Raw genomic sequence first — 14,217 nt, forward strand, 5'->3', positions numbered from 1 at the left:
TCAGCGCCCGAGGCGTCGGTCCACGCGCTCGCGCAGGTCGAGCGCCGTGCGGCGCCACGTCGCCGCGCGCGCCACGACCGATCCGACGCTCGTGTCCTCGGCGCGGACGTGCACGACCTCGACCCCGCGCTCCGCGGCCGTGCGGACGATCGTGTCCGTCGCGCCGCGCAGCGCGAGCTGGAGCAGGACGGACGTCGTGCTCGCCTGCGCCTCGCCCGTCCCGAACCGCCGCCGGTAGACGACCTGCGTGACCACCCGGTCGAACATCGGGTCCGGTGGCGCGTCCGCGTCGGCCACGTCCGCGTCGCCGTCGGGCCGGTCCGCCGGGTCGCCCTCGTCGCCGGACGCGCCGAGCAGCGCGTGCGCGTCGGAGACGACGTCGTCGCCGTCCGCGTCCGGCGGCAGCACGGCGAGGTAGAGCGAGAGCAGGAGCTCGCTGATCTTGCGCAGCACCCACGCGCGGCCGGGCAGCGGGGGCAGCGCCACGACGTACTGCGCGAGGTTCACCTCCAGCGCCTCGGCCGACAGGCACGTCCACGCGGGCGCCGTGCGGACCTCGACCACGCGGTCCCAGTCCACGTCCTTGCCGTCGAGTCCCACCCGCTGCGGGCCGATCGTCACGGCGCCGAACCGGTCGAGCAGCGCGAGCGGCGCCGTCGCGAACCGCGGCACGTACGGGACGAGCCGCACGACCCCCTGGACCGACACGTCCCACTCGCGCTCGAGCGGGTACGACGGCCGCGGGTAGGCGGCGATCGCGCGCCGCACCCACTCCGCGACGACCTCGTCGAACGCGCCGTCCTCTCCGGCGCCGTCGAGCAGACCCCCGTCCGCGCCGTCGGCGCCGTCGGCCACGGCAGCGTCGTCCGTGAGCGCCTCGACGAGCGCGTCCTCGAGCGCGGTGTCGAGGTCAGGTTCGGGAGCCGACTCGCGCGCCGGGTCGACGGCGTCGCGCCGCGCGCGACGGCCGGGGAGCGGGACGGGCAGCGAGAACGAGGGCCGCGGGAGCGTGGGTCGCGGCAGCGCCGGGAGGGCGGGGACGCGCAGGAGGCGCTTCTCGCCGAGCAGCCGCGCGAGGGTGCTGCGCTCGTCGCCCGACGTCGTGCCGGGAAGGTCGGGGCCCTCGCCCGGCTCGTCGTCCGTCGTCGTGAGGAACGGTTCCTTCGCCACGTGACCCCCCTGTCCGTCGCGCCGCCCGACGGCGCACCGCGGGCCAGCGTAGACCCGGCGGGGGCGACCCCGCCGACCCGTCGCGCCGCATGGCGCTCGGCGCTCGTCCGCGGACGCAGGCGGGGCCGCCCTCCCCGTGGAGGACGGCCCCGCCCGTCTAACGACCCTGCGTCAGCCGCAGGCGATCGCGTCGTACGCGACGTCGTACGTCTGCGAGTGGTTCTCCCCGCCGCCCGCGAGGCGCGCGACGACGCTCACGGTGCCGGAGTCGACCGACGCCGACCGGGTGGAGAACGACTGGTACGCGTTCGCGTCGGGCGCGACCTGACCGAACGCCCGCTGCCCGAACGGCGTGACGAGGCGCAGCGAGACGGGCTCGTCCTCGCCGTTGGTCGCACGGACGGCGACGTAGGCGGTGCCGTTCAGGCACCGTGCCTCCGCCTCGATCGCGTCGACGCGCGGGTTGCCCACGCCGTTGATCGCGAACGTGTCCTCGGACAGCGCCGCCACCGCGTGGCCGATCGCGCGCGACATGATGTCGAGCGCGGTCGCGTCGACGTTGTCGATCGTGTCGGCCGGCGAGTGGTAGTTCGGGTCGTAGAAGATGCCCTCGGTGCCGCCGAACAGCGCGACCTCCTCGGCCGTCTTCGAGCCGTCCGCGCCGGTGAACAGGCCGGACGCCGGGACGCCGTTCTCGATGAACGCCTGGTAGTCGGAGCGGCCGGAGAACTCGGTGTCGACCCAGGGCTGGTCGATGCCGTCGAAGTAGTCGGTGAACACCGCCTCGGTCTCCGCCGAGCCCGGCGGCACCTCGACGGGCGCGGGGTACGTCGACTCGTTCGCGTCGTACACGCCGATGATGTAGTTCGGCGAGCCGACCATGTCGAAGTTGAGGTACGTCGCGATGTCGTCGAGCGCCGCGGGGTCGTTCGCGGCGAGGTCGCTCACGTAGTGGGTCGAGCCGCGCAGCCCGACCTCCTCCGCGCCCCACCACGCGAACCGGACGGCGTTCTCGACGTCCTGGCCGCCGTCGGTCGCGGCGGCGAGCTGGACCGCGACCTCGAGGATCGCCGCGGAGCCCGAGCCGTTGTCGTTGATGCCCGGCCCGTCCTCGACGCCGTCGAGGTGCGCGCCGACCATGACGACGTTGTGGTCGCGACCGCCCGGCGTCTGGGCGAGCACGTTGAACGTCTCGAACTCCTCGACGTGCGTCTGGAGGTCGTAGGTCGCGACCGCCTCGGCGCCGCCCGCGATCGCCGCGAGGATCGCCTGGCCGTCGGCCTGCGTGATGCCGACGGTCGGGACCCAGACGTCGCTCGCCTCGCCGAGGGTCGGGTTCAGTGCGCCGTCGGTGTTGTTGTAGAGGATCACGGCGGCGGCGCCTGCCTCCGCGGCGAACCGGGCCTTGTCCGCGAACGGGCACGCGCCGCGGCTGACCAGGGCGACGGCCCCGGCCACGGCCACGCCGTCCCAGGTCGCCGCCGTGCAGCCCTGGACCAGCGCGTCGGCGGGCTGGACGATCGGGCCCGTGACGCCGTCGTCCGGGGTGTCCGGCGCGAACTCGGCCGGGTAGACGTCCGACGTCACCTCGACGCCGGCCGCGGTGAGGGACAGGTCGTCGATGACCAGGTCCTCGAACGTGAAGTACTGGCGCTCGGGCTCGTAGCCCGCGGCCCGCAGGGCGTCCTCGACGTAGACGGCGCTCGCCTCGTAGCCGGGCGTCTCCATCGCGCGGTTGCCGCCGTTGGCGTCCGCGATGTCCTGGAAGTCCTGGAGCCGCTGCATGACCGCGTCGCCGGTGACGAGGTCCTCGAGCGGGGGCGGCCCGTCAGCGGCTCGGAGGCCGCCTCCGGGGGCAGCGCCGACGGGCGCTGCGGTCAGAGCCGCGAGCACGAGGCTCGCGGCGGCGGCAGACGGGACGATCGTTCGTGGTCTCACGCATCCTCCTCGACAGTGGCCCCCGCCGACCGACCCCGGTCGTGTCGGGGTCCGGCCGAGTCGCACACGAGACGCGACGCTGCGGAGGCTCGTGTGCTCGCGAGCGTAGGCCCACGGGGGCTTGCGCGAAACCCCTGTGCGAATCCCCTGCGCACCGACCTGAGCACGGCGGGCACGAGACGTGGGCGGCGTCGGGCAGACTGTGCCCGTGCCCGGATTCGCCGTCGTCGACCTCGAGACCACGGGGTTCTCCCCTCGCCTCGGCGACCGGGTGGCCGAGGTCGCGGTGGTGCTGGTCGACGCCGCGGGCCAGGTCGAGGACGAGTGGTCCACCCTGGTCAACCCCGAGCGCGACCTCGGGCCGCAGCACGTCCACGGCATCGCGGCGGCCGACGTCGCGCTCGCCCCGACGTTCGACCGCGTCGCCCCTGCGCTCCTGCGCCTGCTCGCCGGGCGCGTCCTCGTGGCGCACAACGCGGCGTTCGACACGCGCTTCCTGCGCGCCGAGATCGGGCGCGCCGGGATCGCCGCGGCGATCGACCCCGTCGCGTGCCTGTGCACGCAGCAGCTCGCGAGCCGCTACCTCACGGGCTCGCGCGCGCTCGCCGCGTGCTGCGCGGCGGTGGGCGTCGTGCACGACGGCGTCCACTCGGCCCTGGGCGACGCGCGCGCGACCGCGGGGCTGCTCGGGTACTACCTCGACGTGGCGGCCGACGACGAGTGCTGGGACGTGGCGCGCGCCGCGGCCGACGGGGTGCGGTGGTCGCTGCCCGCCGCGCTCCCCGGCGTGGAGCCGGTCCTGCGGGGCGCGAGCCGCGCCCACGGTCACTGGCTCGCCGGGCTCGACGAGGCGCCGGGCGCCCGCGCGGGTGCCGCGCCCGCACGGACCGAGCGCCCGGACGCCGACACCGGGACCTACCTGCGCCTGCTCGACGCCGCGCTCCTCGACCGCTACGTCTCGCACTCGGAGCGTGCCGCGCTCCTCGCCGAGGCGCGGCGGGCCGGGCTCGACCGCGCCACGGTCGAGAGCGTGCACCGCGACTACCTGACCGCCCTCGCCCGGGCTGAGCTCGACGCCCTCGACGGCGCGACCTCCGCGGGCGACCGCGACGACGGCGGCTCCGTCCGCGACGACCCCGCCCTGCACGAGGTCGCGGGCCAGCTCGGCCTCGACGCCGACGACGTCGCCGGAGCCGTCGAGGCGGCGCTCGGAGCACGGCTCGCCGCGGAGCTGGCCGTCGCACCGCGCCCGGCGTTCGTGCTCGCGGACGGCGACGAGGTCGTGCTCACCGGGTCGATGTCGCGCACGCGCGAGGCCTGGGAGCGCGACGTGCGTGCCGCCGGCCTCTCCCCCTGGCCCTACGTGACGCGCCGGAGCCGGCTCGTCGTCGCCGCCGACCCGGACTCGCTCTCGACCAAGGCCCGCACCGCCCGCCGTTACGGCATCCCCGTCGTCACCGAGACGGCCTTCGCGGCGCTGCTCGCCGCCCGGGGCGAGCCGGCGAGCGGGCGCACGTCCGGCACCGGGGTGCGACGCTGGGCGTCATGAGTCCGAAGGCCCCGCGCGGCGCCGACGCCCCGGTCGGGGACGGTACCGACGTCGACGCGCTCGTCGACGGGCTCTTCGCGCTGCCGCTCGAGCAGTTCGTGGTCGCCCGCACCGCGGCGGCGAAGGAGATCAAGGCGTCGGGGGACGCGGTCGGCGCCGAGCGCGTGGGCCGGCTCGCGAAGCCGACCGTCGCCGCGTGGGTCGTCAACCAGGTCGCGCGCGAGCGGCCCGACGACGTCGCCGCGCTCGTCAGCCTGGGCGACGAGCTGCGCGACGCGACGACCGACCGCGACCGCACGCGCATCAGGACGCTCGACCGGCTGCGGCGCGAGCGCGTGGAGCGCGTCGTGGCCGAGCTGCGCGACGCGGGAGAGGTCGCCGGCCGGGCCGTGTCCGCGACGGCGCTCGACCGGCTCGCCGAGACGCTCACCGCCGCCGTCATGGACCCGGACGCGGGCGCGCTCGTCCGCGCCGGTCGGTTGTCGCAGGCCCTCCAGCACGTCGGGTTCGGGATCGTCGACGAGGGAGGCGAACCCGCCGACGTCGTCGAGCTCCGGGCGCGGACCGGCGGCACCGCGGGCGCGGGCGGGCCCGGAGCCGCGAACCCGGAGACGAGCACGACGCCCGGCGCCCGGTCCGCGCGGGCCGACACCCGCCCGGCCGACGGCGCGCCTCCCGAGGAGGACGCCGTGGCGGCCGCCGAGCGGGAGGTCGAGGAGACGGCGGCCGAGGTCGACCGCCTCGAGGCCGAGCGCGACGAGGCGGACACGCGCGTGCGCGCGGCGGGCGACGCCGTCGGGCAGGTGGAGGACGAGCTCGGGCGCGTCGAGGACGAGCTGGCCCGGCTCGCCGACGAGCGCGAGGACCTGCACGCGCGGCTCGCCGAGGCGCGCGACGGCGTGGCCGCGGCCCAGGACTCGCTCGACGGCGCCGACGCGCGGCTCAACGAGGCGGAGGAGCGCGCCGCCGCCGCCCGCAAGGCCCGGCGTGCCGCGCGCCGCGGGTGAGCGCGGTGCGCAGACGGTTCAGTCCGTCGCGGTGGTGCGGTCTTCCCCGGCGGCGTCTCCCGGGGTGGTGAGGAGGTCGCGCGCCTGCTCGGCCGCCCGGGCGATGCTCTCCCCCACGAAGTCGAGGAAGCGCGCCATGTTCTCGAGCCGCGCGCCGGCGGGGCTGCTCCGGCCGAGGATCGCGACCCCCTGGCGAGCCGTCTCGGCGAGCTGCGCGTTGTTCCGCGCCGCGGCGATCATCGACTGGAACCAGACGTCGCCGTCGGCGACGTAGCGCTCGCGGCGGCCCTCGCCCCGCTCGCGCACGACCAGACCGTGGCTCTCCAGGACGGGGATGGCCTTGGAGATCGACGCCGGGCTCACCCGAAGACGCTCGACGAGCTCGGCGGCCGTGAGGCTGCCCGTGTCGGCGGTGTAGAGGCACGTCAGCACCCCCGCCGCGATCCGCGGCAGGCCCTGCTGCATGAAGAGCGCCGTGAACGTCTCCTCGTACTCGCGGACGGCGTCGGCACCTCGGGACGGCGACGACGCGGTGGCCGGACCCGGCTCCCGGCGGCGGCGCGCGCGGCGCTCGGTGGCGTGCTGCGCGAGGTCGGGCCGGTAGGCGCCGGGTCCGCCGTTGCGCATCACCTCGCGCGTGACGGTCGACGTCGGTCGGTCCAGCCGGCGGGCGATCTCCGCGTACGCGAGGTCGTCGGCCAGCCCGAGGGCGATCTGCTGGCGCTCCTGCCTGGTGAGCCTTCCTCCGGGCATGGTGGTCCTCCTCCGCTGGTGCCGACCGCCCGAGGCTAGCGTTCACCTGTCGTCGATGCAACGCGGACGATCGCCTCGCGTTGCGTTGCACCTGCGCCCATTGCATCGGTTTATGTCTTCTAACCTGCACATATGTCCGCTCACAGCAACATTGCTCTTGCCGTCACCGTGAACGCTACGTAGCGTTCACGGTGTTGGAAATCATTAGGACGACCTTCCAGGAGCTGATCACGATGCACACGTTCGACACCCCCGCCCCGATCACCGCCGTCATCGACGCCCCCGCCGCCCGGGTCCAGCTCATCGCCTCGGGCCGGGCCGACACCGTCGTCGAGGTCCTCCCGCTCGACGCGTCCAAGAACCGCGACGTGACGGCCGCCGAGCGCACCACGGTCGAGCACCACGACGGCGTCGTCCGCGTCGCGGCCGCGCCGGCGAAGCACGAGGCCTTCGGACCGTCCGGTGCCGTCGAGGTGACGATCCAGCTTCCTGCCGGGTCGCACGTCGAGGTCACGGGCAGCGGCGAGCTGCGCGGCGTCGGCCGGCTCGGCGACGTCACCGCCGCGGACGAGTACGGCGCGATCACGCTCGACGAGGCGGCATCCGTCCGTCTGGTCACCCAGGCCGGCGACGTCTCGGTCGGTCGTCTGACCGGCCCCGCGGAGATCACCACCGCGAAGGGAGACGTCCGGGTCGCCGAGGCGGAGCGCGGCACGGTCGTGCTCAGCACCCAGCTGGGCGACGTCGCGGTCGCGGCAGCATCCGGGGTGTCCGCGATGCTCGACGCGAGCACCGGGTACGGCCGGGTGCGCAACTCGCTCCGCAACGACGGCACCGCCGCTCTCGACATCCGCGCGACCACGACGCACGGCGACATCACCGCGCACAGCCTCTGAGCACGGCCTCTGAGCTCCGCTCTCCGCGCCGCCCGTCTTCCACCCAGAAGGCGGGCGGCGTTCGTCGTGCGCGAACTCGGGACTGAGCCGGTCCCGCTCAAGGTTGGACAGGTCAGGACGCCACGGGCAGACCGTGGCACGGAACCTGGAGGTCCCCATGATCAGCACCTACACCGTGGCGCCGTTCCGCCCGCTCCCCACCGAGCGCGTCGTGCGCCAGCTCTGGACGCGCCCGGTCGGCGCGCCCGCCGTGCGGTCCGGCTACGCGCCCGCCGCCGACGTCTACCGCGAGGGCGACGACCTCGTCGCCCGGTTCGACGTGCCGGGCGTCGACCCCGAGCGCGACGTGACTGTCGAGCTCGAGGGCCGTCGCCTCGTCGTCCGCGGCGAGCGTCGCGACCAGCGTGCCGTCGAGGCCCCCGCGGCCGAGACGTCCGAGACGTCCGAGACCGAGGGCGAGCAGCCCGAGGCGGGGACGGACGGGGCCAGCACCGACGAGGCGGCCGAGGCCGCCCCGGCAGGGCGCCGCATCCGTGAGGTGCGGTTCGGCGAGTTCCGCCGCACCGTCACCCTGCCGAAGACCGCGGAGGCCGACGCCGTCCGCGCGTCCTACGACGCGGGCGTGCTCACCGTGACCGTCGCCGGCGTGTTCGCCGGCCGTGCTCCCCAGCGCATCGAGGTCACGCGCGCGGCCTGACGCCGCACCGCCGGCGCGGCGGACGACGTCGCGTCGGCGCTCCGACCCCGGTCGCGCCCGCCCCCTGCGCGACCGGACCACGGACGGGGCCGGCACCCTCGGGTGCCGGCCCCGTCCGTCTGCCTGGCTCAGCGGAGGAAGGACCGCAGGGCCTCGGTGACCAGCGCGTGGTCGTCCCCCTGGGCGAGCCCGGACACCGTCACGACGCCGACGATCCCGACGCCGTCGACACGGATCGGGAAGGCGCCGCCGTGGGCGGCGTACTCCTGGAGCGGGAGCTGGTGCTGCTCGGCGAACGTCGTCCCCTTCGCGCGGGCGCGCAGGCCCACGAGGTACGACGACGCCCCGAACCGCTCGACGACCCGCACCTTGCGCTCGACCCACGAGTCGTTGTCCGGGGTCGTGCCCTCGCGCGCGGCGTGGAACACCTGCTGCGGGCCCTTGCGGACGTCGATCGTCACGGGCAGGTCGCGCTCGTCGGCGAGCTCGACGAGCAGGCAGCCGAGCCGCCACGCGTCGTCGTGCGTGAAGGTGCGGAGCACGAGGTCACGCTCGTCCGCCTCGACGGAGGCGATGAGGGCGGCGAGGTCGTCGGGCGTCGTCGTCATGCCGCTCATCGTGGCACGATCACGCCGTGACGACGACGCCGCCTCCGCCCTCCCGCGAACCCCTCGACCCGCTCGACCACGGGCTGCTCGACCGCGCGTCGGGCGTGCTGCTCGCCCAGGCGGCGGGCGACGCGCTCGGGGTGCCGTACGAGTTCGCGCAGCCGCCCGGCCCGGGGCAGCCGGAGGCGGTGGCGGTCATGCGCGGCGGCGGCCTCGGCCCGTACGCGCCCGGCGAGTGGAGCGACGACACGCAGATGTCGGTGTGCGTCGCCCGGGTCACGGCCGCCCAGGACGTGGTCTCCCCCGTCCCGGACGCGTTCGGCGCGACCCCGCTCGACGAGGTCGCGGCCGCTTTCGAGGCGTGGCGCACCGGGGGCGCGACCGACGTCGGGGCGCAGACCGCCGCCGTGCTGCGCGACGCCGCAGCCCGCCGGGGACCCGCCGCGACGCGCCTGCGCGAGGCGTCCGCCGCGCTGCACGCGGCGACCGGACGCACGGCCGGGAACGGCGCGCTCATGCGCACGGGCGTCGTCGGGCTCGTCGCGCTCGACGACCGGGACGCGACCGCCCGCGCGGCCCGGGCCGTCGCGGAGATCACGCACACCGACCCGCTCGCCGCCGAGTCGTGCGTGCTCTGGTCGGAGGCGGTGCGCGTCGCCGTGACGGAGCAGCGGCTGGACGTGCGCGCGGGGCTGGACCTCCTCGACCCGGACGCGGCAGCGCGCTGGTCCGCGTGGATCGCGGACGCCGAGCTCGCGCGGCCCACGGCCGACCTGCGGCAGAACGGCTTCACCGTCACCGCCCTCCAGGCTGCGTGGCACGCGATCGCGACGACCGCCGCGCCGCAGGGTTCGACGTTCGCCCACCGCGACCACCTCGCGGCCGCGCTCCAGGCCGCCGTCTCGATCGGCGGCGACACCGACACGGTCGCGGCCATCGCCGGCGCGCTCCTCGGCGCCGCCTACGGCGCACGGGCTGTGCCGCACGAGTGGGCCTCCGCTGTCCACGGCTGGCCCGGGATCGCGCGGCGCCAGCTCACCGCGCTCGCCCGGCGCACCGCGCAGGGCGGCCTCGTCCGCGCGGGCGTGCTCGCGCCGGCCGGCGCCGAGCCGGTGCGCACGCAGTACTGCCCGCTGTGCGGCACGCTGCTCCGCGAGAACCCTCGCTACCCGCGGCACGTGTGCGCGTGGTGCGAGGCCGACGTCACCGACGAGGCGGGTCGCGCCGTCTCGCTGACGAACGTGGACCTCGGCGGCGGCTACCAGGCGCACTACCTCGACCGCTCCCCCGCGTCCGACGCGGTGCGGAGCGGGCGGGTCTGGATCGGCGGCGTCGAGCACCGGGCGCGCGACGCCCGCTTCGGCGGGATCGTCGTCGAGCCGCTCGACGACGCGACCTCCTGAGACGCCGAACCCGGGGTCGTTCCCCAGCGCGAGCGTGCGCTGGGGAACGACCCCGGGTTCGGCAGGGAGGTTCAGCCGCAGGTGACCGCCGGGTAGGCCACGTCCTGCGCGGAGGAGGCTCCGCCGTCGGGCAGCGCGCCCCTCACGGTGACGGAGCCCGCCTCGGCCGCGACGGACCGCGTCGAGAACGACTGGTACGCGGCCTTGCCCGGCGCGACCGCCGCGAACGTCCGCGTGCCGAACGGCGTCGCGAGCGTGACGTCCGCGGGCACGTCGCCCGTGTTCGTCGCGCGGACCGCGACGTACGCGGTGCCGGCGAGGCAGCGCGCGCTGGTCTCGACGTCGAGGGCGGGGCCCGCCGCGTCCTCGCGCTGGAGCGTCACCCGGTCGACGACGCGCTGCGACCCGGTCGCGTAGGTGGTGACGGTCAGGGACGTGGGCGTGACGTCGAGGTCGGAGTAGCTGGCCTCTCGCGACTGCTCCCAGCGCGCCGTCCACGGCTTGGCGCCGTCGAAGTCGTAGAACTTCGACCCCGACGACGAGTTGCCCGTGAGGTAGAGGACCTGGTCCTCGTCCGGGGTGAGCACGTCGCCCTCGGCCGGCGCCTCGGCCGGGACGACGGGCGTCGCGCCCTCCATGAGGTACGACCGCGTGTAGATGTGGTCGTGGCCCGCGAGGACGAGGTCGACGCCCAGGTCGCTGAAGACGGGCGAGAGCGCCTCGCGCATGCGCACCACGTCGGTGTCGCGCGAGTGGAACGCCTGGCTGTAGAGCGAGTGGTGGAACGTCACGACGACCCAGTCGTACGCGTCACCGTGCGTGCCGATGACGTCGCGCAGGAAGGCCTCGTGGCCGGCGATCTCGGCCGGGTCGGAGTCGTTCGAGTCGATCGCGACGACGAGCACGTTGTTGTACGCGTACCAGTAGTCGCGGCGCTGCTCGGTCGAGAGGTTCGGCATCGCGTAGTGCTGGTCGTAGAGCGCCGACGCGGTGTCGTGGTTGCCGTCCTGGACGGCGAAGCGCAGCTCGCGCATCTGGCGCGGCGCGAGGAACCCGGCGTACTGCGCGGTGCTCCCCGCGTTCTCCACCTGGTCGCCCGCGGAGATGAGGAACGCGGTGTCCGGGTGCCGCGCGGTCATCGTGTCGAGGTTGGCGGCCCACCGTGTGGCGTCGTTCGTCGCGTTGCCGCTCGCGCCGATCTGCGCGTCGCCGATGAACAGCGCGCTGAACTCGTCGCCGAACGTGCCCGTGGTGAACGTCGTCGGCGCGGACCAGCCGGTGCTCGCGCTGCCGACGCGGTACGCGTAGGCCGAGTCCTCCTCGAGGCCGGTGATCGTGGCGTGGTGGTAGGTCGAGCCGTCGGCGGCCGTGCCGTCCCGGGACGACGACGTCGCGGCCGCCTGCCAGTCGACCTCGCCGCCCGCTGCGTCGGCACGGGTCCACTGCACCTCGCCCGCGCCGGGGAGGGTCGAGAACCACGCGACGTTGGCCTGCGTCTCGTCCGCGCCGACGTTGAGGGCGACGTCGCGCACCTCGCCGTGCCTCGGGACGAGCGAGCGCACGTCGAGGTAGATGTCCGAGCTCGTCGGCGCGTCCTGGTAGAGCGCGACGGAGATCGTGTTCTCGCCGGGCGCGAACGCGTCGGAGGGAATGACGAACGTGCCCGTCACGGGGTCGGTGCGGCCGTTGCCGTGGTACTGGAGGTTCTCCGTGATCTCGCGCCCGTCGTCGCCGAGGCGCACGACCTCCTCGCCGTTCACGTAGACGATCGCCGCGTCGTCGTAGACGATCTCGCCCTCGAACGCGGGGACGCCGTCGAGGTCCGCCGCGGTGAGCTCCACGTCGGTGCGGAAGAAGAACGTGGGCACGTCCGTCGTCGTGCCCTCGATGTACTGGGTGAGGAGCGTGGTGATGGGGAACGCGGCGCCGATCCCCGTCGCGGCGCCGCGCTTGGCGCCGAACGCACCGGTCGCGGTCTTCCACGCGGAGTCGTCGAACGCGGTGGTCGTCCACGCGCGCTGGTCCGCGGCAGATCCAGCCGGGTTCGTGTTGTCGTCGAGGTAGCGCCAGGTCGTGCCGGACGTCGAGAGCAGGGACTCGTCGGCGGCGGCCGTCGGGGTCGCGGTCGCGGCGACGAGCACCGTGCCGACGAGCGAGACGGCGAGCGCCGACGCCGCCGCGCGCGTCAGCGCGCCGGGCAGCCGGGAGGCGTGCGGGTTCATGGGTTCCTTCGCAGGTCAGGGGTCCGCGCGGCGACGACCGTCGGACCACCGTGGCGGCGCCGGACCCGTGGTGGGAAGCGCTGTCACCGTACGGAGCCGGGGTGGCGGGCACCCGTCGTCCTGGTGAACTCCCGACGGCGCGCAGGTGGCCGTCCCGGACGCGCCCGGAACGCGACGACGCCGCGCCCCCGAGGTCGGGGACGCGGCGTCGGGCGTGCGAGGCCGCGGGTCAGGCGTCCTGGCGGCGGCGCAGGGCGAGGACCGTGACGCCGAGCACGACCAGCACGGTCGCCGCGAGCGCGACGCCCCAGGCCTGCACGCCGGTCGTGGCCAGGCCGTCGGAGCCACCGTCGGCGGCAGGCGGCGTCGGCGCGTCGGGCGTGACCGGCGCGGTCGGGGTCGTGGGCTCGGTCGGGGTGGGGGTCGGAGGCGTGGGCGTCGGCTCGACCGGCGTGTCCGCCGTGTTGGTCAGCACCACCGCGACGTCCGCCGTGGTGCCGATCTCGACGCGCACGGTCCCGTCGTCGCCCGGCTCGACGGCGGCGCCGTCGACCTGCCACGTCGGCTCGCCCCACTCGACCCCGTCCACGGCGGGGAGACCCGGCTCGGACAGCACGACCTCGGTGCCGAGCGGGAGGTCGGCGACGGTCGCGGAGCCACCCACGGGCACGGTGAGCTCGCCCGTCGACCCGTCGGCGTCGTACGCGACGGTGAAGGTCGTCCCCGCCGGAACGGTGGAGGCGGCGTCACCCGCGACGCGCTTGGTGACCGTGAGGCTGCCGGTCTCCACGACGGGCTCGGTGGCGCACGGGATCGAGCCGGCGAAGAGGTAGGCGTGCGCCTCGCCGCCGAGCAGCGTGAGGTTCTGTGCGACGACCTGGCCGTCGAGCGGGGCCGCCTCGACCGTCAGGTCCGCGGTCGGCGCGTAGACGGACCCGTCGAGACGCGTCCCGCCGGTGCCGAGGGTGACCGGGCCCTCGAGCTGCGAGAGGTCCCACAGGACGGAGCGGGCCGCCGCACCCTCGGCGCCGAACACCGAGCCGCGCACGTCGGTCGTCCCCGCGGGGACGGAGACGACCAGAGGGGTGTCGGCCGACGGGAGCACGCCGTCCGCGAACTGCACCGTGTACGCGTCCGCGATGGTGGCGTAGTCGACGACGTTCGGGCGCCCGGGCTCGAGCGCCGAGAGCACGACGCGGTCGCCGACGTCCTCGGTCACCGAGAGCACGTGGGCCGAGCCGCTGGGAACCAGGTCCGCGAGGCACTGGCGCACCTCGGCCGTCTCCGTGGCGCCCGCCTCCACGTACGCGGCGACGGAGTCGCGCTGGGTCGCCACGGTCGTCGCGCCGTCGGGCCACTTCTGGTTGGTCGCGTCGATCGACGGGGCCTCGTCGACCTCGGTGCGGTACCGCACCCAGTCGCCGCGCTGGTAGGTGTCGAACGCGGGGTCGTCACCGACGACCTTGAGGTAGCCCTCGAGCTCGGCGCCGCTGCCCGCCGGAACTCCGGCGTTCGTGATCTGCGTCAGCCCGGACGTCGTCGCGTACGACCCGACGAGCAGACGGGTCGGGTCGCCGTCGACGGTCGGGATCGTGTAGTCGGCGGTCCCGGCCACCTGGTGGACGATCGCGTACATGCCGCCCTCGGCCCGGACGGTCAGCTCGCCACCGACGGCGACGGACCCCTCCGTCTCGTGGTTGCCGAGGCGGGCGTCCTCGCGTGCGTAGACGCTGAAGCCACCGGCCAGGTCGAAGGGGTTGACCGCGTCGGCGGCCGCGGCGCTCGTCGCGGGGACGACGAGGCCGGCACCGGAGAGGAGGCCGACGGCGAGGAGCGCGGCGGCCGGGCGTCGGCGGGCGCGGCGGGGGGTCGAGGGGGTCTGCTGTTCAGGTGTCAGGGTCGAGCGGGTCATCACTACCTGGGTCTCGGTGTCGCGGGCGACGGGGTCGGACGACCCCTCCCGACCACCGTAGG

Annotated in this window: 11 protein-coding genes; 5 read left to right on the plus strand and 6 right to left on the minus strand. The window is 75.4% G+C overall.

The genetic code is table 11. From position 1 onward, the window contains the following. Complete coding sequence (locus A0J59_RS06580; protein WP_064315611.1) at window positions 1-1,170, minus strand: hypothetical protein; 1,170 nt, start codon at window positions 1,168-1,170, stop codon at window positions 1-3. 171 nt (window positions 1,171-1,341) lie between these two features. Then, a complete protein-coding gene (locus A0J59_RS06585) occupies window positions 1,342-3,108 on the minus strand; it encodes a M28 family peptidase (protein ID WP_082918804.1) in 1,767 nt (588 codons plus the stop codon). Window positions 3,109-3,316: 208 nt separating this feature from the next. Here A0J59_RS06585 and A0J59_RS06590 point away from each other — a divergent pair, with 208 nt between their 5' ends. Further along, window positions 3,317-4,657 (plus strand): exonuclease domain-containing protein, encoded by a 1,341-nt coding sequence (locus A0J59_RS06590; RefSeq protein ID WP_064315647.1) that lies wholly within the window; start codon window positions 3,317-3,319, stop codon window positions 4,655-4,657. Beyond that, entirely contained in the window at window positions 4,654-5,664 is a 1,011-nt protein-coding gene (locus A0J59_RS06595; protein ID WP_064315613.1) for a hypothetical protein, read from the plus strand. Before A0J59_RS06590 ends, A0J59_RS06595 begins: the two co-directional genes overlap by 4 nt. Window positions 5,665-5,682: 18 nt before the next feature. On the opposite strand, the gene A0J59_RS06600 is transcribed toward A0J59_RS06595, so the two are convergent. Continuing rightward, window positions 5,683-6,417, minus strand: coding sequence for a GbsR/MarR family transcriptional regulator (locus A0J59_RS06600; RefSeq protein ID WP_053370580.1), 735 nt, complete (start codon window positions 6,415-6,417; stop codon window positions 5,683-5,685). A gap of 233 nt (window positions 6,418-6,650) precedes the next feature. On the opposite strand from A0J59_RS06600, the gene A0J59_RS06605 reads away from it, so the two are divergent. Together A0J59_RS06605 and A0J59_RS06610 are read left to right on the plus strand one after the other, a co-directional pair. Then, window positions 6,651-7,313: a DUF4097 family beta strand repeat-containing protein gene (locus A0J59_RS06605; protein ID WP_064315614.1), complete on the plus strand. Its 663-nt coding sequence runs from the start codon at window positions 6,651-6,653 to the stop codon at window positions 7,311-7,313. Between the two features lie 157 nt (window positions 7,314-7,470). Continuing rightward, window positions 7,471-8,010 carry an Hsp20/alpha crystallin family protein gene (locus A0J59_RS06610; protein WP_064315615.1) on the plus strand — a complete coding sequence of 180 codons (540 nt, stop codon included), beginning with the start codon at window positions 7,471-7,473 and terminating at the stop codon, window positions 8,008-8,010. Window positions 8,011-8,138: 128 nt separating this feature from the next. Here A0J59_RS06610 and A0J59_RS06615 read toward each other — a convergent pair whose 3' ends face one another. Further along, window positions 8,139-8,618: a heme-degrading domain-containing protein gene (locus A0J59_RS06615; protein ID WP_047231143.1), complete on the minus strand. Its 480-nt coding sequence runs from the start codon at window positions 8,616-8,618 to the stop codon at window positions 8,139-8,141. A 26-nt stretch (window positions 8,619-8,644) separates the two neighbouring features. Between A0J59_RS06615 and A0J59_RS06620 the strand changes: the two genes are divergently transcribed. Further along, window positions 8,645-10,021 carry an ADP-ribosylglycohydrolase family protein gene (locus A0J59_RS06620; protein WP_064315616.1) on the plus strand — a complete coding sequence of 459 codons (1,377 nt, stop codon included), beginning with the start codon at window positions 8,645-8,647 and terminating at the stop codon, window positions 10,019-10,021. A 71-nt stretch (window positions 10,022-10,092) separates the two neighbouring features. Here A0J59_RS06620 and A0J59_RS06625 read toward each other — a convergent pair whose 3' ends face one another. Continuing rightward, the gene (locus A0J59_RS06625; protein ID WP_064315617.1) at window positions 10,093-12,243 is read right to left on the minus strand and encodes a metallophosphoesterase family protein; all 2,151 of its coding nucleotides are present in this window, start codon (window positions 12,241-12,243) and stop codon (window positions 10,093-10,095) included. Between the two features lie 229 nt (window positions 12,244-12,472). After that, complete coding sequence (locus A0J59_RS06630) at window positions 12,473-14,155, minus strand: collagen-binding domain-containing protein (protein WP_064315618.1); 1,683 nt, start codon at window positions 14,153-14,155, stop codon at window positions 12,473-12,475. Window positions 14,156-14,217: the final 62 nt, after the last annotated feature.

It is taken from the genome of Cellulosimicrobium sp. I38E (genome assembly GCF_001647255.1).
Classification (GTDB): domain Bacteria; phylum Actinomycetota; class Actinomycetes; order Actinomycetales; family Cellulomonadaceae; genus Cellulosimicrobium; species Cellulosimicrobium cellulans_E.